Source organism: Pseudomonas sp. (assembly GCF_030147005.1).
GTDB lineage: Bacteria > Pseudomonadota > Gammaproteobacteria > Pseudomonadales > Pseudomonadaceae > Aquipseudomonas.
The window spans coordinates 1-20,631 of the sequence record NZ_JASLAW010000131.1; the positions used below are offsets into that span (position 1 = coordinate 1).

The window sequence follows — 20,631 nt, forward strand, 5'->3', positions numbered from 1 at the left end:
TGGGAGCGCTTCGCACTCCAGCGGGAGCAAGCTCCCTCGCCACAACAGCAGGCCTTATTCCATGTCCTTGAGCCACTCGGAGCTCTTGAACCACTTGTCATGGATGCGATCGTAGGTGCCGTCGTTCTTGATCTGGTGCAGGAAGTTGTTGATGAAATTGACGCTGTCGTAATCGCCTTTCTTCAGGCCGAACGCCAGAGGTTCGAACGTGAAGGGTTCCTCAAGGAACACCAGCTTGCCATTGCCGACTTTCTTCTCGGCCACCACGTTGTACGGTGCGTCATAGACAAAAGCGTCGGCCTTGCCGTTAACCACGTCCAGCACGCCTTCCTGCTCGTTGTCGTAGCCGTGGTACTTGGCTTTGGAGATGAGCTTTTTGGCAACCATCTCACCGGTGGTGCCAAGCTTGGAGGTCAGGCGGTATTTTTCGTCGTTCAGGTCTTTGTAGGACTTGATGGTGCCTTCCAGCTCCTTGCGAATCAGCAGAGTCTGACCGACCACGATGAACGGTTCGCTGAAGTTCAAGCGCAGATTACGCTCCTGGGTCAGGGTCATGCCGCTGCCGATCATGTCGAACTTGCCGGTCAGGAAGGCCGGGATAATGCCGTCGTAGCCGGTGGACACCAGTTCCAGCTTGACGCCCATGGACTTGGCCATGGCCTTGAGGATGTCGACTTCGAAGCCGATGATTTCACCGCGCTTGTCGGTCATTTCGAACGGCATGTAGGTCGGGTCCATGCCGACTTTCAGCGTGCCGCGCTTGACCGCATCATCGATGGCGCCGGCCTGTGCCGCAGTGGCCGCTACCAGCGCGGTGACGCCGAGCATCAGCATCGAAAGATACTTTTTCATCATCAAGTCCCCTGAACGGTTCTTATAAGGTTGGCGCACAAAAGGGCAGCGCCATTTCGGGGTGCGATCCTAACCCACTCGTTGCCCGTCACAAAGGTTTCACGGCTAAATGTTATCGGCGTATGTAAGAGAAACCCTGAGGCGCCGTGCCTGACCACAGGCCTAGACACGTCAGCGCATGGGCTTGCTAATGGGTTGATGTGTAAGTAGTTATGACGATCAGTCGATTTCTGCGATCCAGGCGGTGTCCTTGAACCACTTGTCATGCAGTTGATCGTAGGTCCCGTCCTGGGCCACTTGGTTGAGGAAATGGTTGATCCAGTTGAGGCTGTCGTAATCGCCCTTTTTCAGGCCGAACGCCAGGGGTTCAAAGGTAAACGGCTGCTCCAGCGTCAGTAATGCACTGTTTTCGGGCCGGGCCATTGCGATCAGATTGTAGGGTGCGTCATGAATAAAGGCGTCGGCCTTGCCCTCCACCACCTGGCGCACGCCCTCCTCCGGTGTCGTGAAACTCGTGAGCCGCGCCGCTCCGAGGAAGCGCTGCGCCGCCGCTTCGCCGGTGGTGCCTTCGGTAACCGCGATCCGATAGCCCGCCTCGTCCAGGTCTTCGATGCTCGATACCGTGCCAGCCAGGCGCGGATGCAGCAGGACGGTCTGGCCCACCACGATAAAAGAATCGCTGAAGTTGAGTTTCAGGTTGCGCTCCTGGGTGACCGTCACGCCGCTGCCAATCAGGTCGAATTTTTTCGCCAGCAGCCCCGACAGCAACTCCGTGTAGGGCACCACGACCAGTTCGAGTTCAACCCCCAGCGCACGGCTCATCGCGTGGAGCAAGTCGACTTCGAAACCGATGATGCGCCCCTGCTTGTCCGTCATTTCGAACGGTACGTAAGTCGGCGTGGTGCCGACTTTCAGCACGCCACGGCGTACAGCGTCGTCAATCGCCCCGGCCTGAAGCAAGCCCGTGTGAAGCAATGCGACAACACCCATCAGCAATGCCGACCAATACCTTTTGAACATGTGTGCCCCCGTGGCAAGTCAAATTTGGGGGGCGATGCTACCCCAGACACAGGCACGGCAATACGCCTCGGACGAAGGTGTTTTGTTTCGAAATAACAAGGGGTTAGCGAGAAAAGGAAGGGACGCGAAACGCTGTAGGACAAGCGCTTGAAACGCCCCGAGGCGAGACCTCGGGGGCGTCTGAATCAGGCCGGTTGAGCCTGGGACGACTGCGGTTGCAGGGGGAGCAACGGCGCGTGCGGATCAGCCTTGATCGAAGCACGCCAAGCGCCCAACCACTCGGCGTGACCTTCGCTCCAGACCTGTTCATGCAAGCGAGCCAGGGCCACCGGGTCGCTGAGCAAGGCCAGGCGTTCGCTGTTGTTGAGGCCGGCAGGGCCGGCTTTCAACGCGTGGCGAACACGCTCCCCACGCAGGTATTCGATCGGCTCTGCCACGCGGTGACGCGAGGTCGCCAGGGCACAGGCCAGGGCGTTCTGCTGCGGGTCGACCACCGAACGCACGAACCCGTCGTTGAGGGCGTGCCAACGGTTTTCATGGGTGTACTTCTCGGTCGACAGCAGCGCCTGCGGCGGATTGTATTCCTCGGGGATCAGGAACAGGCTCTCATCGCGGGACTTGAGGCCCAGCTTGACCCGACTGGAAATCACCGACACCGGGATCGATAGCATCAACGAACCGACGATCGGAATCAGCCACCACAAAAAGCTCGGGTTCAGCCACACCACCAACAGCGCCCACAAAAAGCCCAACAGGGTCTGCGGGCCGTGGCGTTTGACCGCTTCGCTCCAGGGAGTGGAGTCGTCATCGCGCTGCGGCGAGTTCCAGGTCGCGGCCCAGCCGAGGAACGCGGCCAGTACGAAACGGGTGTGGAAGATCATGCGCACCGGCGCCAGCAGCATGGAGAACAACATCTCCAGCAGCATCGACAAGGTCACCTTGAACTTGCCGCCGAACTCTTTGGCGCCCTTGGCCCAGATCAGAATGATGCTGAGCAATTTAGGCAGGAACAGCAGCACGATAGTAGTGGAGAACAGCGCAACCGCCTTTTCCGGGTGCCATTGCGGCCACAGCGGGTACAACTGGCGTGGCGCCATGAAGTACTGCGGCTCCATAAGGGTATTGACCGCCAGCAACGCCGTGGACAACACCAGGAAGAAGAACCACAACGGCGCCGACAGGTAGGACATCACGCCGGTCAGGAACACCGCACGGTGCACCGGGTGCATGCCTTTGACCAGGAACAGACGGAAGTTCATCAGGTTGCCGTGACACCAGCGACGGTCACGCTTGAGTTCGTCGAGCAGGTTCGGCGGCAGTTCTTCGTAGCTGCCCGGCAGGTCGTAGGCAATCCACACACCCCAACCGGCGCGGCGCATCAGCGCTGCTTCAACGAAGTCGTGGGAGAGGATCGCACCGGCGAATGCGCCCTTACCGGGCAACGGCGCCAGGGCGCAGTGCTCGATAAACGGCTTCATGCGGATGATTGCGTTGTGGCCCCAGTAATGGGATTCACCCAGCTGCCAGAAGTGCAGGCCGGCAGTGAACAGCGGGCCGTACACGCGGGTGGCGAACTGCTGCATGCGCGCATACAGGGTATCCATGCCCGACGCACGCGGCGCGGTCTGGATAATCCCGGCATCCGGCGTGGCTTCCATCAAGCGCACCAGGCTGGTCAGGCATTCGCCGCTCATTACGCTGTCGGCGTCGAGCACCACCATGTACTTATAGTCACCGCCCCAGCGACGGCAGAAGTCGTCGAGGTTACCGCTCTTGCGCTTGACGCGACGGCGACGGCGGCGATAGAAAATCTTGCCGAAACCACCGGCATCGCGGCACACGTCGAGCCAGGCTTGCTGTTCGGCAATACAGATATCGGCGTCGTTACTGTCGCTGAGCACGAAGAAGTCGAAGCGGTCCAGGTCACCGGTAGCGGCCACCGACTCGAACGTTGCGCGCAAACCGGCGAATACCCGGGGCACGTCTTCGTTACAGATCGGCATTACCAGCGCGGTGCGTGCATCCTTCGGAATCGGCTCATCACCGGCACTTTTACCGGAGATACGGTATTTATCGTGCCCGGTTAGCAGTTCGAGAAAGCCCATCAGCGCGGTCCAGAAACCAGCCGACACCCAGCAGAACAGAATCCCGAACATGATCAGGATGCTGGTTTGCAGTGCGTAAGGCAGTACCTGGGTGGCGGTTTGCAGCAGGGTCTGGTTGCGGATTTCGTCGAAGTCGACCAGCGACCAGCCCTGGTACGGCATGATGCCTTTCATGTACCAGCCGGCCACGATGGTCTGGCCAAGCATCAGCACCAACAGGATATAGCGACGGATCGAACCGACGGTACGCCAGCGTGCAGCCGGCAGTACCCGCTCGTCTTTCGGCGGCTTGGGCGGGTTGGTACGACCGGTCATCCGGCGCCAGCCGCGTACCAAAATGTTGGTGCGCCAAGGCTCGGGCACAACTTTGGTCCGACGGATCGGCGGCGTGGCCTTGAGGCAGACGCGACCGCTGGCGTCGAGCGCCAGCATCTCGGCGTCCTGCAGCTCTTCGGCCGTGCTCAGGGTGAGCCTGCGGCCTACCGACGCTTGGGCGGCGTCGGTGGGCGCGTCGAAGGTCGCGGACGACAGGCGTTCGTGCAGCTCACTGAAGGAACTGCAGCCCGCCAGCTCGGCGCGCTGCTCAGCCGTCATGGGGAGATGCGCCAGGTACTCGCTGAGAGTTTCTGGCTTGACTTGTGAATTACTCATCGGCGGGCAACTGGTAGCTCCAGGTTTCGGTCAGGACTTGCTCGGTCTTGGCCGGCTCAGGCGTGGCAGGGACCGGGGCAGCTTCTGGCTGCTTGACGTCTTTGTCCTTGGACTCTTTGGCGTCTTTCTTGGCCTGCTTCTCGTGTTGCTTGGCCAAGACCTTGTCAGCCTTGAGCACATGGGTCGAAACCTGTTCAGGCTCGGCCTGTGCGATCTCCTGCACCAACGCCGCACGCATTTCAGTCGGCTTGCTCGCGTCCTTGATCTTCATGCGCAGGGTCAGGCGCCAGCCTTGGGTGTGCTCGTTGTAGCGCACGCTGTTTTCAACCAGTTCAGCGTTATCGCCAACGCTCACTTGGCTGCGCACCGGGGCGTCCGGCAGCAGTTTCTTCAGGGCCGGACCCTCGAAGTCCACCAGGTAAGCCACGCTGCCATCCGGCTGGCGGATCAGGTTGGATTGCTTCACGTCACCGGTGGAACGCAGGGTCTGCTTGACCCACGCACTGTCCGGCGAATGGAAAGCAGCATCGTCCAGCGTCCAGTGCAGGCGGTAGGACACGTCCAGCGGCTTGCCGACTTCCGGCAGTTCGGCCGGGCTCCAGAAAGCAACGATATTGTCATTGGTTTCGTCAGCGGTCGGAATCTCTACCAGGTCGACGCTGCCCTTGCCCCAGTCGCCTTCAGGTTCGATCCAGGCGCTCGGGCGCTTGTCGTAGTTGTCGTCCAGGTCTTCGTAGTGGCTGAAGCTGCGGCCACGTTGCAGCAGGCCGAACCCACGCGGGTTTTCGACGCTGAAGTTGCTGACCGACAGGTGTTTAGGGTTGTTCAGCGGGCGCCAGATCCACTCGCCATTGCCGGCATGGATCGACAGGCCGCTGGAATCATGCAGCTCACGACGGTAGTTGAGGACCTTGGACGGCTGGTTGGCGCCGAACAGGAACATCGAGGTCAACGGGGCAACGCCCAGCTTGCTGACCTTGTCGCGCAGATACATCTGGGATTTGACGTCGACCACGGTGTCGGTGCCCGGACGCAGAATCAGGCGGTAGGCGCCCGTAGCACGCGGCGAATCCAACAGGGCGAAGATCACCAGGTGCTTGTCGCCCGGCTTCGGACGCTCGATCCAGAACTCAGTGAAACGCGGGAATTCTTCGCCGGACGGCAGCGCGGTGTCGATCGCCATGCCACGGGCGGACAGGCCATACACCTGATCCTTGCCGACGACGCGGAAATAGCTGGCGCCGAGCATGGTCATGATTTCGTCTTGCTTGTCGGCCTTGTTGATCGGGAACAGCACACGAAAGCCGGCATAACCCAGCTGTTCGGTGGCTTTCGGATCAAATTTTACGTCGCCGAAATCGAAACGATTCGGGTCGTACTTGATTTCCTGGACGCTGTCAGCGGTGACTTCATTGATTTTCACCGGCGTATCGAAGTGCATACCCTGGTGATAGAAGGACAGCTTGAACGGGGTGTTCTGATCGGCCCACTCGGCTTTTTCATTGCGGAAACGAATTTTCTGGTAATCAGCGAATTTCATTTCGCGGAATTCGTTCGGCAAATTGCTGCGCGGAGCTTCGTATTTCTGCCCAGCCAGCTCTTTTGCCTTGGCCGACACATCGTCCAGACTGAATGCCCACAGTTGACTCGCGCCGAACAGGCAAAACAGGGCAGAGCCCGTTACCAGTGCGTTTCGTAACCGTTTGGCAGACAATTTTGGTGCATTACAGGGACTAACAATCACGAGCAACCCTCGCCGAAAACAGATCAAAAAACCAACGGCCAGCTATCTATATGCCAGGTTGGCGAGCATTGTTCCGACTCCGCAGGGGCAAAATGATTCCCCACTGGTTTGCCGGACAAGGCTCTACCTAAGTCAAATTGGACCAAACAACGCTGATCCCCGTAGCGCGCGATTATCTAGCAGCCCGCGAGACAACGCATCAGGGATAACGAAGTATTTATAGCGAAACCCTGCGTTTTTAGGCATTAACGTCGTTTTTCATGCATTCACGCCTGCAACAGAAACGTCACAGGGCCATCATTGACCAAATGCACCTGCATATCCGCGCCAAAACGCCCTGACGCCACCTTGCCATGCAATTGTTGCGCTTGTGTCATCAAGTGATTAAAAAGCGCCTCTCCCAGCGCCGGAGGAGCCGCTGTGGAAAAGCTTGGCCGCAGACCGCTTTTGGTGTCCGCCGCCAGGGTGAACTGCGACACCAGCAGCAAACCGCCGTCGATGTCCTTCAACGAGAGGTTCATCTTGCCCTCATCGTCGCTGAACACCCGATAGTTAAGCAGCTTATGCAGCAGTTTATCGGCGCTCTCGGGCGTATCTGAAGGTTCGACGGCCACCAGTACCAGCAAACCCTGGTCAATCGCCCCGATTGATTCACCGGCAACCTCGACCCGGGCGCTTCGCACCCGTTGCAACAGGCCCTTCATGCTTCTTCAGGCGGCAAATCAAGCAGGCGTCGTGCCATTTCGCCAGTTGCGCGCACCAGCGCATCGGTAATGCCGGGCTCGGACGCGGCGTGCCCAGCCTCGCGGATCACCTGCAATTCACTGTTGGGCCAGGCCTGATGCAGCTCCCAGGCGTTATCCAACGGGCAAATCATATCGTAGCGACCGTGGATGATGACGCCGGGCAGATGAGCGATTTTGTGCATGTCGCGAATCAGCTGGCCAGGCTCAAGGAAAGAGTTGTTGGTGAAGTAATGGCATTCGATGCGGGCAATGGACAAGGCACGCTGCGGCTCGGAGAAGCGCTCGACATGCTGCGGGCTCGGGCAAAGGCCCAGCATGCGCCCTTCCCAACCGGACCAGGCTTTGGCCGCGTGCATTTGGGCGATCTGGTCGTTGCCGGTCAGGCGCTTGTGGTAAGCGGCAATCATGTCGTGACGCTCTTCCACCGGGATCGGCGCCAGGTAGTCCTGCCAGTAATCGGGGAACAGGCGGCTCGCGCCCTCCTGGTAGAACCAGCGAATGTCCTGAGGGCGGGCCAGGAAGATGCCGCGCACGATCAAGCCATGCACGCGCTCGGGATGGGTTTGTGCGTAAGCCAGGGACAGCGTCGAGCCCCAGGAGCCACCGAACAGCACCCATTTGTCGATGCCCAGGTGCTCGCGGATGCGCTCAAGGTCGGCGACCAGGTCCCAGGTGGTGTTGTTTTCCAGGCTGGCGCGGGGGGTGGAGCGCCCGCAACCGCGCTGGTCGAAGGTGACGATACGGTACAGGTTCGGATCGAAGTAGCAACGGCTCTGCGCGTCGCAACCGGAGCCGGGCCCGCCGTGGATGAAAACCACCGGCAGGCCTTCGGGGGAGCCGCTTTCATCGACATACAGGGTGTGAACATCATCGACTGCCAGATCGTGCCGGGCATAGGGTTTGATCTGCGGGTACCAAGTCTGCATTGCGCGCTCCGTAGGGTGTCGGGTTCATCCCTGGGGGGACGTCTATTATTGTGCCGTCCGGCATCATAAACCCGAATTGTGCAATGAGCATGTCCTTGAGCGTTTGGACCGATGTCAGTACAACGCTAAACCGCAGCTCCGGTGGCTCGTCGCACGCATCGAAATATCCGCTTTTGGCATTAACCCTCCGCGCGCCATAGCTAAACGATATTAAGGCCTGTTAGTTCTGCCAGTAGACCTGGGCTGGCTCCCGGCGCTCAAATAATCCTGAAAGGCTTTCCAAACCCTTTAGAGGAAAAACGCCATGAGCATGTCAGTAAGTCGACAAGTGCCCCCAGAAACATTCAGCGCTATTGTGAGCGATGGCAATAAGAAGGAACTGTTCAATGCCAATACGATAAATATTAAAAAAATCGTGGATAAAGATAATGCTGAATGTTGGTCAATCATTGCTTTTCAAGATCTGATCAATAAAACAACCGGCAGCTCAGAACTATTCGGCATCCACCTTTACCTCTCAACGGCCTCATCATCGGTGCCCCGTAAATTGGTAGCCGCTTTGCCGCCACCCACTGCGGTAAAAGACAGCGCCATCTACTTCAAGCTTCTGGACCAAATACCGGACCCCGATAAAGAACTCGACACTCAAGAGCTGTATAAAAGTCTGGACGGTTCCATTGTCGAGATATGGGACGCCGACCTTCAAAGGGTCCAAGGGAACTTTTATTTCTCAGCGGCCGGCCCTGATCGCCAGCCAATTCAGGTGATGGGCCACTTCAACATTCTCAATAAAGGAAGTCATCCGATTTAATAATCTGGAGCGACAGTCACCATCCAGGCCCTGAATCAAAAGAGAGAGTCGGCGATGAGCCCGCTATCACCGCTGGCAGAACACCTCCGAATTCATTGCGAAGGTGATAGATGACTCAGGCCATAGGGGCGATCATCCATAAGCGGTGATCGCCCCACTTTTTTATTTTGCGTACCGCTGCCCGCCCCACGCCAGTAAGGCTTGCAGCAACTGCCTCAGCACCACCCGCGTCGGCTCGGCCAGGTCGGGCCGATACCGGAACGGCTCGACCTCTTCCATATACGTGCTTTGGCACAACTCCAACTGCACGGCATGAATCGCCTGCGCCGGGTCACCGTAGTGCCGGGTGATATGACCGCCCTTGAAGCGCCCGTTCAGCACATGGGTGTATTGCGAGTGCGTGGCGCAGATGGCTTCCAGTTGGCCGGCCAGTTCGGGGTCGCATGCAGCGCCGTTGAAGGTGCCGAGGTTGAAGTCCGGCAACTTGCCTTCGAACAGATGCGGGATTACCGAGCGGATCGAATGCGCGTCGAACAGCAACGCATAGCCGAACTCGGCCTTGAGGCGCGCCAGTTCTTCTTGCAGTGTGCGGTGGTACGGCCCCCAGATCTTTTGCAGATAGCTTGCGCGCTCGGCCTCGGACGGTGTCTGCCCTTCACGGAACAACGGCACGCCATCGAACAGCGTCTCCGGGTACAGGCCGGTGGTGGCGCCCGCGTAGAGCGGCGTGTTGTCGGACGGCCGGTTCAGATCGATGACAAACCGCGAGTACTCGGCCGACAACGTGCTGGCGCCCAGTTCTTCGGCGAAGTCGTACAGCGCAGGGATATGCCAGTCGGTGTCCGGCAGGCTTTGCGCTTCGGGGATCAACCCGGCTTCGACCGCGGGAGTGAGGCGCAGGCCGGCGTGGGGCATGCTGATCAGCAGCGGTACACGGCCTTGCTTGAAATTCAGAACCTTATCCACAGCAGTACTCCTTAATTCACAGATGCAGCCTTAAACGGTGACATCAACGCCATGGCGCACGACGCGCTTACCCAACTCGCCCCCCAGCCAATAGGCCAGGTCGGCGGGGCGATCGATCTGCCAGGCGACAAAATCCGCGACCTTGCCCACTTCCAGGGAGCCGTGGGTATGGCCCATGCCCAAGGCGGTGGCCGCGTGTTGCGTGGCGCCCGCCAGGGCTTCTTCCGGGGTCATGCGAAACAGGGTGCAGGCCATGTTCAGCATCAGGCGCACCGACAGGGCCGGCGAGGTGCCGGGGTTGAGGTCGCTGGCAATGGCCATCTTCACGCCGTGTTTGCGCAGGGCGTCCATCGGCGGCAATTGGGTTTCGCGCAAAAAGTAGAAGGCCCCTGGCAGCAATACGGCAACGGTGCCGGCAGCGGCCATGGCGATGGCATCGTCTTCGGTCATGAATTCCAGGTGATCGGCCGACAACGCGTGGTAGCGCGCCGCCAGGCTGGAGCCGTGCAGGGAAGACAATTGCTCGGCGTGCAATTTCACCGGCAGGCCCAGTTGTTGGGCGACTTTGAACACACGCTCGACCTGCTCGGTGGAAAACGCCAGGTATTCACAGAAGGCATCCACCGCGTCCACCAGCCCTTCTGCAGCCAGGGCCGGCAGCATCTCGTTGCAGATGTGCTCGATGTAGTCATCGGCGCGGTCTTTGTACTCAGGCGGCAGCGCGTGGGCTGCCAGACAGGTGGCGCGCACGCTTACCGGCAGCGATTCGCCAAGGCGCCGCGCCACGCGCAGCATCTTGCGTTCGTTGGCCAGGTCCAGCCCATAGCCGGACTTGATCTCCACCGTGGTCACGCCGTCCCGCAAAAGACTGCGCAGGCGTTTTTCGGCGCTGAAGAACAATTCATCTTCCGTGGCCGCACGGGTAGCGCGCACAGTACTGGCAATACCGCCGCCCTTGGCCGCGATGTCCGCATAGCTGACACCTTCGAGGCGCTGCTCGAATTCGCCGCTGCGGTTACCGCCGAACACCGTGTGTGTGTGGCAGTCGATCAGCCCGGGGGTGACCCACGCGCCCTGCAGGTCATGCACGTGGGCATAGTCCGCCGTCGGCACCTGGCTGCGCGGGCCGATCCACTCGATGAGCGAACCGGCGGTGACCATGGCGGCGTCCTCGATGATCGAGTACTTGCCATGGGCCATGGTTGCAACGTGGCAGTGTTGCCAAAGGGTTTTCATCAACGCCTCCCTAAGTTATCGATGAGACAAAGCCGGTTCGTAATGGACCCTGGCCGCTTGCCCGGCAGCGGGCTTGACCCACAGCAGGTAGGCAACGATCAGCAGCACGATCCATACCGCACCGACCATCAAGGCCGCCTGGGTGTCGGGGAAGTAACCGAGCACGCCAAACACAAACAGCATGAACACGATGGCCGCAGCCGGCGCATAGGGCCAGAACGGCACCGGGAATTTCAGCTCTGCCACCTGCTTTTTAGTCATCGAGCGGCGCATGGCGACCTGAGTGAACAAGATCATCAGCCACACCCACACGGTGGCGAAGGTGGCAATCGAGGCGATCAGCAGGAACACGTTTTCCGGGATCAGGTAGTTGAGCACCACGCCGCCAAGCAGCGCCGCGCCCATCACCAGCACAGTCATCCACGGCACGCCATATCTGGACAATTGCGCGAAGCCTTTGGGCGCCTGCCCTTGCTGGGCCAGGCCGTACATCATGCGGCCGGCGCCGAAGATGTCACTGTTGATGGCCGATACCGCCGCCGAGATCACCACGATATTGAGGATGGTCGCCGCCGAGCCGATACCGAGGTTACTGAAGATCTGCACGAACGGGCTGCCCTGGCTACCGATCTGCGGCCACGGGTAGATCGCCATCAGCACAAACAGGGTCAGCACGTAGAACAGCAGGATGCGCAGCGGTACGGCGTTGATTGCTTTGGGGATCACGCGCTGCGGGTCTTTGGCTTCCCCGGCGGTGATGCCGATGATTTCGATACCGCCGAAGGCAAACATCACCACGGCGAAGGACGCGATCAGGCCGCCGATACCGTTGGGCATGAAACCGCCATGGGCCCACAGGTTGCTCAGGCCGACGGCCTGGGTTTCACCGGACGAATGAATACCGAACAGCATGATGCCGAGGCCGCCGAGGATCATCGCGACAATGGCGCCAACCTTGAGCAGCGAGAGCCAGAACTCCATCTCGCCAAACACTTTGACGTTGCACAGGTTCAGGCCACCGATCAGAAACACGATGCCAAGCACCCAGACCCAACGGGCGACCTCGGGAAACCAGAAGCCCATGTAGATGCCGAAGGCGGTGACGTCGGCCAGGCAGACGATGATCATTTCAAAGGCGTAGGTCCAGCCGAGGATAAACCCGGCCATGGGCCCCAGGTAGGTGCTGGCGTAGTGGCCAAAGGAGCCGGATACGGGGTTGTGCACGGCCATCTCGCCGAGGGCGCGCATCACCATGAAGACTGCGGCGCCGCCGATCAGGTAGGCCAGCAGCACGGCCGGGCCGGCCATCTGGATGGCGGAGGCAGAGCCGTAGAACAGCCCGGTACCGATCGCGGAACCGAGCGCCATGAAGCGAATATGTCGGGCATTGAGCCCGCGTTTCAAACCTGTTTCTGGCTGGTGCATTTCTCTTCCCTAGTTATTTTTATCCCGAGAAAATTCAACGCCTGCAGACGACGGATTTTGTGGCGAGCGAGCTGCTCGCGCCGGGCGGCGCAGCAGCCCCAAAAAGCTGCGAGCGCTTCGCCCTCGAGCGGGAGCAAGCTCCCTCGCCACAGAGAGCATGTCGTCCTCTGGATCGGTTACAGGCTCGGCAGCAACTTCGCCGGGACCAGCTCGTTCAGGCAGCGGCTGGCGAGCAGTTCACTGGCGGCGTTGATGTCCGGAGCGAAGAAGCGGTCCTTGTCGTAGAACGCCACTTTGTCGCGCAGCAGGCCACGTGCTTTTTCAAGCACAGGCGAGGTTTTCAGGCCGTCGCGCAGATCCAGGCCCTGGCAGGCGGCGAGCCATTCCACGGCGAGAATGCCACGGGTGTTCTCGGCCATTTCCCACAGTCGCTTGCCCGCAGCCGGGGCCATGGACACGTGGTCTTCCTGGTTGGCCGACGTCGGCAGGCTGTCGACGCTATGGGGATGGGCCAATGCCTTGTTCTCGCTGGCGAGCGCCGCAGCGGTCACCTGGGCAATCATAAAACCGGAGTTGACCCCGCCATTACTCACCAGGAACGGCGGCAATTGCGACATGTGCTTGTCCATCATCAACGAGATACGGCGCTCACTGAGCGAGCCGATTTCGGCGATGGCCAGGGCCATGTTGTCAGCGGCCATGGCCACCGGCTCGGCGTGGAAGTTACCGCCGGAAATCACATCGCCTTCAGCGGCAAACACCAGGGGGTTATCCGACACCGCGTTGGCCTCAACCACCAGCACCTCGGCAGCCTGGCGGAACTGGGTCAGGCAGGCGCCCATCACTTGCGGCTGGCAGCGCAGGGAGTAAGGGTCTTGCACCTTGTCGCAGTTCTGGTGCGACTGGGACACCTGGCTGCTTTCGCCGAGCAAGTCGCGATAAGCCGCCGCCGCATCGATCTGGCCACGTTGGCCGCGTGCGGCATGAATACGGGCGTCGAACGGCGAGCGCGAGCCGAGCACCGCTTCCACGGTAAGGCCGCCGCATACGAGGGCGCCGGCGAACAGGTCTTCGCCTTCGAACAGGCCGCGCAAGGCGTAGGCGGTGGACACCTGGGTGCCGTTGAGCAGGGCCAGGCCCTCTTTGGCGGCGAGGGTCAGCGGCGTGAGGCCGGCGACCTTCAGCGCGTCGGTCGCCTCCAGCCATTGGCCCTTGTAGCGCGCCTTGCCTTCGCCGAGCAGCACCAGGGACATATGCGCCAACGGCGCCAGGTCACCGGATGCACCGACCGAGCCTTTAAGCGGAATATGCGGGTACACCTCGGCGTTGATCAGTGCGATCAGCGCGTCGATCACCTGCCGGCGAATCCCGGAGAACCCACGGCTCAGGCTGTTGACCTTGAGCACCATGACCAGCCTGACCAGCGCATCGCTGATCGGCTCACCCACACCGGCGGCGTGGGACAGCACCAGGGAACGCTGGAGGTTTTCCAGGTCTTGGCTTGCGATGCGAGTCGAGGCCAGCAGGCCGAAACCAGTGTTGATGCCATACGCGGTGCGGTTCTCGGCGAGAATCTGTTCCACACAGGCCACACTCGCTTCGATCTGCGCCGTGGCGCTGTCATCCAGGCTGAGGGTTACCGGCTGCTGGTAGATGGCCCGCAATTGGGCGAGGCTCAGTTGGCCCGGAATCAGGTTTAGCGCAGTCACATTCGTTCTCCTTGTGAATTGTTCTTTTGGAATAAGTCTTCAGTGCACATTCGGTAATGCGGTGTCTCTGAGCACGTTGGCGGCCGCCGCAATGTCCGGCGCCAGCCAGCGGTCCTCTTCGTAGGCCGGTACCACCTCGCGCAGCAAGCGCCAGGCGCGGTCGGTGCCGACGCCGAAGCGCTGGCCCTTGAGGAACTCGAACGCCTGGGCCGCCAGCAAGTATTCGATGGCAAGAATCTGGGTAACGTTGAGCAATACCTGATGCAGCTTGAGCGCGGCGTTGGTGCCCATGCTCAAGTGGTCTTCCTGCAGGCCCGAGGTGACGAAGTTGTCGAGCACCGCCGGCTGCGCCAACTGGCGGTTTTGCCCACACAAGGACGCGGCGACGTACTGCACGATCATCATTCCGGAGTTGACTCCGGGGTTGCTCACCAGGAATGCCGGCAGGCCGCTGACGTGCGGGTTGATCAGGCGGTCCAGGCGGCGTTCGGCCACCGAACCGATTTCGGCCATGGCGATGGCGAGCAGGTCGGCGGCCAGCGCCACGGACTGCCCGTGGGGGTTGGCCTGGGACACCACGCGGTAGTTGTCCGGCGTGCCGAGCACCAGCGGGTTGTCCGTGGCGCTGTTGAGTTCGGTCTCGATCTGACGGGTGGCGTGCTCCAGTTGATCGCGCGCCGCGCCGTGGATTTGCGGGATCGAGCGGATGCTCAAGGCGTCCTGGGTGCGAATGCCCCGGCTGCCGGCGACCACTTCGCTGCCGTCGAGCAGGGCGCGCAGGTTACGGCCGACTTGCTGCATGCCCGCATGCGGTTTGAGGGCGATGATCTCTTCGTCGAATGCATCGATCTGGCCGCGCTGGGCTTCAAAGCTCATGGCACCGATCACGTCGGCCCATTGCAGCAAGTGATGCGCATCGGCCAAGGCCAGGCAGCTCATGCCGGTCATGCACGGCGTGCCGTTGACCAGGCACAGGCCATCCTTGGCGCCCAGTACCACCGGTTGCAAACCTTCGGCGGCCAATGCTTCTTGCGCTGCCACCACCTGGCCGCGATAGCTGACGTTGCCGACGCCGAGCAGCGCCACGCCGACATGGGCCATGTGGGTCAGGTAACCAACCGACCCCTGGGACGGTACTTGTGGCGTGATGCCGTGGTTGAGCAGCGCCAGCAGCGCATGCACCACTTGCGGATGCAGGCCGGATTTGCCGTGGCTGTAGTTGATGACGGCCGCGCAGATGATCGCGCGGGTCTGCTCATCGCTCAATACAGGCCCGACGCCGCAGGCGTGGCTGAGCAAGGTGTTGCGCGACAACTGGCTCAGTTGCTCGCCCTTGAGCGAAACATTGCACAGCGCGCCCAGGCCGGTGTTCACGCCATATGCGCGTTCGCCGCTGGCGACGATGCACTGCACGATGGCCTGGGCATTGTCGATGCGCGCCCAGGCATGCCCCGAGAGTTCGAGCACTGCGCCGTGGCGGGCGACGGCGACCACGTCCTGCCAGCGCAGGGGAGTGTCGGCGATGATGATGGTTGTTGCCTGGGGCATCTTCATACCTTCTTCAATTCTTGTGCAGCCTTACCGGCCTCTTCACAGGCAAGCCAGCGCCTACAGTTGGCATGCGCTCGCCTGTGGGGCATGTGCCAGCTCCCACAGTTGTAATGCGTTCGCCCTGTGGGGCATGTGCCAGCTCCCATAGTTGGCATGCATTCGCCTGTGGGGCATGTGCCAGCTCCCATAGTTGGCATGCGTTCGCCTGTGGGGCATGTGCCTGCCCCCACAGTTGGAATGCGTTCGCCCTGTGGGGCATGTGCCAGCCCCCATATTTGGCATGCGTTCGCCTGTGGGGCATGTGCCAGCCCCCACAGTTGGCATGCGTTCGCCTGTGGGGCATGTGCCAGCCCCACAGTTGGAACGCGTTCGCCTGTGGGGCATGTGCCAGCTCCCACAGTTGGCATGCATTCGCCTGTGGGGCATGTGCCAGCTCCCATAGTTGGCATGCGTTCGCCTGTGGGGGATGTGCCGGCCCTCACAGTTGGAATGCGTTCCCCTGTGGAAGGGGGCTTGCCCCCCGAAAGGGCCAGTCGCCTCACCGCAAACCTGATCACACCACCGCCGCGCGCCGCTGAACGAAGCGGTTCACATAGTCATCCGCCGGCGAATGCAGGATCTCCCTGGGCGTGCCCACCTGAATCAGCTTGCCGTCCTTGAGGATCGCGATGCGGTTGCCGATGCGCACGGCCTCGTCGAGGTCGTGGGTGATGAACACGATGGTCTTGTGCAGGGTCTTTTGCAGCTCGAGCAACTGGTCCTGCATCTCGGCGCGGATCAATGGGTCAAGGGCGCTGAACGCTTCGTCCATCAGGATGATGTCGGTGTCGGCCGCCAACGCACGGGCCAGGCCCACACGTTGACGCATGCCGCCGGACAGCTGGTGCGGATATTTGTTTTCATAGCCCTTGAGGCCCACGGTTTCGATCCAGTGCAGGGCGCGTTCGGCGCAGACCTGCTTGGTTTCGCCGCGCACTTTCAGGCCATAGGCGACGTTATCGAGCACGTTCTTGTGGGGCAGCAGGCCGAAGCTCTGGAACACCATGCTGATCTTGTGACGACGGAATTGGCGCAGGGCTTCCATGTCCAGTTGCAGGATGTCCTCGCCATCCACCAGGATCGCGCCGCTGGTGGGGTCGATCAGGCGATTGAGGTGACGCACCAAGGTGGATTTGCCGGAGCCCGACAGGCCCATGATCACGAAGATCTCACCCGTGCCGATGCTCAGGGACAGGTCATTCACGCCCACCACGCAGCCGGTCTCGGCCAGCACTTGATCCTTGGTCTTGCCCTGGCCAATCAGCGCCAGCGCTTCCTTGGAGCGATTGCCGAAGATCTTGAAGACGTTTTTGACTTCGATTTTGCTGACGGTAGTCATTTGCTCGCCTCATGCCGTGGACGACCATAGGCCTGGGTAATGCGGTCGATGACCACGGCGAGAATCACGATCGCCAGCCCGGCTTCCAGGCCACGGCCGACGTTAAGGGTCTGGATGCCGACCAGTACGTCTTCACCCAGGCCACGGGCGCCGATCATCGAGGCGATCACCACCATCGACAACGCCATCATGGTGGTCTGGTTGATGCCCGCCATGATGCTCGGCAGCGCCAACGGCAGTTGCACGCCGAACAGTTGCTGCCAGCGGTTGGCGCCGAAGGCATTGATAGCCTCCATGACTTCGCCGTCGACCTGGCGAATACCCAGGTCCGTCAGGCGGATCAGCGGTGGCGCGGCGTAAATGACCGTGGCGAAAATCGCCGGCACTTTGCCCAGGCCAAACAGCATCAGCACCGGAATGAGGTACACGAAGCTGGGCATGGTTTGCATGATGTCGAGCAACGGCATCAGCACCGAACGCAAGCGGTTACTGCGCGCGGAAAGAATGCCCAGTGGTATGCCGATCAGCACCGAGATCACCGTGGCGACCATCATCAGCGCCAGGGTCTGCATCAGTTTGTCCCACAGGCCAACCGCGCCGACGAGGAACAACAAGCCGACGATCACGGCCGTGGTCACCACCTTGCGGGTGGCGTGCCAGGCGATGCCCGCGACGATGGCCAGCATCAGCCACCAGGGGGCGGCGCGCAGCAGGCCTTCCAGATTGACGATGGCCCACAGCAGGGTATCGGAGATGTGCCGGAACACATCGCCGTAGTTGGTGACCAGCGAGTCCACCCAACCGTTGACCCAGTCGGCGATGGAAAACGTAAAACTCTCAGGAAACATAGCGTGCTCTCGATCCAGTGGGTTGAGGCCAGGTGCCCGGCTGCCCCTCAGGGTAGCCGGACACGCTTGTCCTACAAGGCCGCGTCGATTTTCCTGGCGGCGTCGTCGCTCACCCAGGCGTGCCAGACTTCAGGATGTTCCTTGAGGAAAATTTTCGCCAGTTTCGGCGATTCGATCCGCTCCTTGGCCATGCGGCCCAGGTTCTGATTCAGCAGGTCGATGGGCAGGTTGACCTTTTCCAGCACGGCCACCAGTTCCGGCGCTTGCTCGTGGAAGGTCCTGGACAGGCCGACCTTGATGCTCACGCGTTTATCCACGCCCGGTTTTTCTTCCAGCTTGACCAGGTCGACCTGGCCCATCAGCGGCGTCGGCGACCAGTAGTAGAACAGGATCGGCTCGCCGCGCTTGTAGCTCGACAGTACCGCCGCATCCAGCGCCGGGCCCGTGCCGGGGCGGAAGTTGGTGTAGGTGCTTTCCAGGCCGTAGCTTTTGAGCATTTCACTGTTGTCCAGCTCACAGGTCCAGCCGGCCGGGCAGTTGTAGAAGCGCCCCTTGGAGGGCTCTTCCTGGTCTTTGAATACCGCCGCGTATTTGGCCAGGTCCGCGATGTTCTTCAGGTCCGGGGCCTTGGCTTCCAGCTTGCGCCTGGCGTCGCCTTCGATCACATAGCGCGGCACGTACCAGCCTTCAACAGCGCCAACCACCGGGGCGCCGACGCCGACGACTTTGCCGGCCTTCTCGGCCTTGTTCCAGACTTCGCTGCGGCCGACCCACTCTTCGGCAAACACTTGGATATCGTTACTGCTCAGGGCGTTTTCCATGGTGATGGAATTGCCCGGCAGGCTGTCGGTTTTGCAGTCGTAGCCTTTCTCCAGCACGGTTTGCAGGATGTCGGTGAGCAACATGCCGCTTTCCCAGTTAAGCCCGGCGAATTTCACGGGCTTACCGGATTCGCACCAGCCGGCTGCCTGGGCGCCGGCGCTTGCCAGCAAGCCTGCAGAAAGCAACGTGGTCAGCAGGGTCTTATGCATTTTCATTGTGTGACGCTCCCAATCATGAAATGGATTACGGCAGTCAAAAGGCATCCTGCCTCGTCCACGTCCCGTCAGGCCTGCGCCGCAGCGCGACCGGTCCCGCTTGTTTGCATGGGTGCAACGCTGTCCTGCTCGAGCGGCAGGATCAGTTGATCGGGCATCGTGCCGTGCCATTTTTTTGCGCACAGGTAATACAGGGCCGCCGGCAACACCAGGCCGATGATCCAGGAGATATCCACCCCGCCCAGGGTTTCCACCAGCGGGCCGGTATAGAACTTGGTGGAGATAAACGGCAGCTGCACCAGTACACCGAACACATAAACGCTGATGCCCAGAGGGTTCCAACGCCCATAGCGACCTTTCGGGTCGGCCAGCGCCGGTACGTCATAACGCTCGCGGGTGATGCAGTAGTAATCCACCAGATTGATCGCGCTCCAGGGCGTGAAGAACGCCAGCAGGAACAGAATGAAAGACTTGAACGCCCCCAGGAACGAGTGCTGGCCGAGCAGCGCGATCAGGGTCGCCGTGCCGACAATCGCCAGTACGAACAGCAGGCGCTGCATACGCGATACCCGCAGGTGGCCCTGAAAACCACTGATGATGGTCGCAATGCACATGAAACTGCCGTAGGAGTTCAGCGTGGAAATCGTGACCTTGCCGAACGCGATGCTGAAGTACAGCAACGCCGCCGCGGCACCGCTGCCGCCCAGGCCGACGATGTAGGCCACTTCGTGCCCGGCGAATTGGCCGTTGGCCATGGCGGCGGCGAACACGCCGAGAATCATCGCCACCTGCGCGCCGATGATCGAGCCTGCGCCGGCAGCCAGAAAGGTTTTCACCGAAGACGTGCTGCTCGGCAGGTAGCGTGAGTAGTCCGCCACATAGGGGCCGAACGCGATCTGCCAGGAGGCTGCCAGCGAAACCGCGAGCAAGAAGCTACTCCAGCTGAAATGACGGATCTGCAGCAATGCGCCAATGTCAGCCTGGCCCATCAGACGGCTGAAGAGGTAGACGAACGCGATCACTCCAATGACGCTGGCGACGCGGCCGATAAAGTGGATCACCCGATAACCCAGCACCGTGACCAGCACGATGACGCTGGCGAAGATCAGGATGCCGATGCTGTCGCTGACCCCCAACAACTGGCCCAGCGCCTGCCCGGACAATACGGTGCCGGTTGCGGTGAAACCCAGGTACATCAGGCACACCAGCACGATAGGGATGGCCGCGCCATACACGCCGAACTGCACCCGGCTGGAAATCATCTGCGGCAGGCCGAGCTTGGGCCCTTGCGCCGCATGCAACGCCATTACCCCGCCACCCAGCAGTTGGCCGATCAACAGACCGATCAACGACCAGAACACATCCCCGCCCAGCACTACCGCCAGGGCCCCGGTGACGATGGCAGTGATCTGCAGGTTGGCACCCAGCCACAGGGTGAACTGGCTCAACAGACGACCATGTCTTTCCGCTTCCGGGATGTAGTCGATCGAACGCCTTTCGATCAACGGGGTGGTGTCGTTTGCAGGCATGGGGGCTCAACCTCTGATGGATTGTTTTCTGGTTCACAGCAGATCAAATGTGGGAGCGGGCTTGCTCGCGAAGGCGCTGGGTCAGCTAACGACTTCG

The 20,631-nt window shown here is 60.9% G+C and carries 15 protein-coding genes and 1 pseudogene; 1 reads left to right on the forward strand and 15 read right to left on the reverse strand.

What is annotated here, in order from left to right; genetic code table 11:
• Positions 1 to 54 precede the first annotated feature (54 nt).
• The 6 genes and pseudogenes from Q1V60_RS12015 to pip form a co-directional block, all read right to left on the reverse strand.
• On the reverse strand, positions 55 to 852 hold the full coding sequence (locus Q1V60_RS12015; RefSeq protein WP_300630503.1) for a transporter substrate-binding domain-containing protein: 798 nt from the start codon (positions 850 to 852) through the stop codon (positions 55 to 57).
• Between the two features lie 219 nt (positions 853 to 1,071).
• A complete protein-coding gene (locus Q1V60_RS12020) occupies positions 1,072 to 1,872 on the reverse strand; it encodes a transporter substrate-binding domain-containing protein (RefSeq protein ID WP_300630505.1) in 801 nt (266 codons plus the stop codon).
• A gap of 183 nt (positions 1,873 to 2,055) precedes the next feature.
• Positions 2,056 to 4,628: pseudogene (mdoH, locus tag Q1V60_RS12025) on the reverse strand (glucans biosynthesis glucosyltransferase MdoH); the annotation flags it as partial.
• Positions 4,621 to 6,372 carry a glucan biosynthesis protein G gene (locus Q1V60_RS12030; RefSeq protein WP_300630506.1) on the reverse strand — a complete coding sequence of 584 codons (1,752 nt, stop codon included), beginning with the start codon at positions 6,370 to 6,372 and terminating at the stop codon, positions 4,621 to 4,623. The pseudogene mdoH and the gene Q1V60_RS12030, both read right to left, overlap by 8 nt.
• A 266-nt stretch (positions 6,373 to 6,638) precedes the next feature.
• Positions 6,639 to 7,076: a D-aminoacyl-tRNA deacylase gene (gene dtd / locus Q1V60_RS12035; protein WP_300630508.1), complete on the reverse strand. Its 438-nt coding sequence runs from the start codon at positions 7,074 to 7,076 to the stop codon at positions 6,639 to 6,641.
• The gene (gene pip, locus Q1V60_RS12040) at positions 7,073 to 8,044 is read right to left on the reverse strand and encodes a prolyl aminopeptidase (RefSeq protein WP_300630510.1); all 972 of its coding nucleotides are present in this window, start codon (positions 8,042 to 8,044) and stop codon (positions 7,073 to 7,075) included. Before pip ends, dtd begins: the two co-directional genes overlap by 4 nt.
• 304 nt (positions 8,045 to 8,348) lie before the next feature.
• Between pip and Q1V60_RS12045 the strand changes: the two genes are divergently transcribed.
• The gene (locus tag Q1V60_RS12045) at positions 8,349 to 8,855 is read left to right on the forward strand and encodes a hypothetical protein (protein WP_300630512.1); all 507 of its coding nucleotides are present in this window, start codon (positions 8,349 to 8,351) and stop codon (positions 8,853 to 8,855) included.
• A gap of 162 nt (positions 8,856 to 9,017) precedes the next feature.
• Here Q1V60_RS12045 and hutG read toward each other — a convergent pair whose 3' ends face one another.
• The 9 genes from hutG to Q1V60_RS12090 all read right to left on the reverse strand — a co-directional run bounded on the left by hutG (position 9,018) and on the right by Q1V60_RS12090 (position 20,534).
• On the reverse strand, positions 9,018 to 9,821 hold the full coding sequence (hutG, locus tag Q1V60_RS12050) for an N-formylglutamate deformylase (RefSeq protein ID WP_300630514.1): 804 nt from the start codon (positions 9,819 to 9,821) through the stop codon (positions 9,018 to 9,020).
• Between the two features lie 30 nt (positions 9,822 to 9,851).
• Positions 9,852 to 11,057, reverse strand: a complete 1,206-nt coding sequence (gene hutI, locus Q1V60_RS12055) for an imidazolonepropionase (RefSeq protein ID WP_300630516.1) — start codon at positions 11,055 to 11,057, stop codon at positions 9,852 to 9,854.
• A 15-nt stretch (positions 11,058 to 11,072) separates the two neighbouring features.
• Positions 11,073 to 12,482, reverse strand: coding sequence for an amino acid permease (locus tag Q1V60_RS12060; protein WP_300630518.1), 1,410 nt, complete (start codon positions 12,480 to 12,482; stop codon positions 11,073 to 11,075).
• A gap of 176 nt (positions 12,483 to 12,658) precedes the next feature.
• Positions 12,659 to 14,191, reverse strand: coding sequence for a histidine ammonia-lyase (hutH, locus tag Q1V60_RS12065; RefSeq protein WP_300630520.1), 1,533 nt, complete (start codon positions 14,189 to 14,191; stop codon positions 12,659 to 12,661).
• Positions 14,192 to 14,230: 39 nt separating this feature from the next.
• Positions 14,231 to 15,739, reverse strand: coding sequence for a histidine ammonia-lyase (hutH, locus tag Q1V60_RS12070; protein ID WP_300630522.1), 1,509 nt, complete (start codon positions 15,737 to 15,739; stop codon positions 14,231 to 14,233).
• A 556-nt stretch (positions 15,740 to 16,295) separates the two neighbouring features.
• Complete coding sequence (locus Q1V60_RS12075) at positions 16,296 to 17,120, reverse strand: glycine betaine/L-proline ABC transporter ATP-binding protein (protein WP_300630524.1); 825 nt, start codon at positions 17,118 to 17,120, stop codon at positions 16,296 to 16,298.
• Complete coding sequence (locus Q1V60_RS12080) at positions 17,117 to 17,968, reverse strand: proline/glycine betaine ABC transporter permease (protein ID WP_300630526.1); 852 nt, start codon at positions 17,966 to 17,968, stop codon at positions 17,117 to 17,119. The genes Q1V60_RS12075 and Q1V60_RS12080 overlap by 4 nt, the downstream gene beginning before the upstream one ends.
• 71 nt (positions 17,969 to 18,039) lie before the next feature.
• Positions 18,040 to 19,005, reverse strand: a complete 966-nt coding sequence (locus Q1V60_RS12085; protein WP_300630528.1) for an ABC transporter substrate-binding protein — start codon at positions 19,003 to 19,005, stop codon at positions 18,040 to 18,042.
• Positions 19,006 to 19,073: 68 nt separating this feature from the next.
• Entirely contained in the window at positions 19,074 to 20,534 is a 1,461-nt protein-coding gene (locus tag Q1V60_RS12090; protein WP_300630530.1) for a cytosine permease, read from the reverse strand.
• Between the last annotated feature and the right edge of the window lie 97 nt (positions 20,535 to 20,631).